Raw genomic sequence first — 275 nt, 5'->3', positions numbered from 1 at the left:
CCGATCTGCTTCGGCAGCAACGTCGCCGTATCGCGCGCGGGAATGCCGAGCGACGCGGCCGGCCCGGTCAGCGAGAGCACCAGCCCGATCTTCACCTGAGCCAACGCCGCCGCGGGCGACAGGCATACAAGCGCCGTACACAATGCGGCGACACGAGCCGCAGCTCTGGCGAGCCGCCTGCTCAGCTTCAGTTCTTCCCGCTCCTCCAGCCATGCGCTCGCATTCAGAACACGCGCGCATGCGCTCCTCAATCCCGCGTCAATCGATCCAGCTCG

The 275-nt window shown here is 67.3% G+C and carries 1 pseudogene; it reads right to left on the bottom strand.

The features are described from left to right. Positions 1 to 191, bottom strand: a pseudogene (locus SB822_RS56915) (branched-chain amino acid ABC transporter substrate-binding protein); the annotation flags it as partial. Between the last annotated feature and the right edge of the window lie 84 nt (positions 192 to 275).

Origin of the sequence: Paraburkholderia sp. SIMBA_054 (assembly GCF_046534875.1) — a bacterium.
Classification (GTDB): domain Bacteria; phylum Pseudomonadota; class Gammaproteobacteria; order Burkholderiales; family Burkholderiaceae; genus Paraburkholderia; species Paraburkholderia hospita.
Note: the sequence above shows the minus strand (reverse complement) of the source record. Positions and strands in the feature narration are given on the sequence as shown.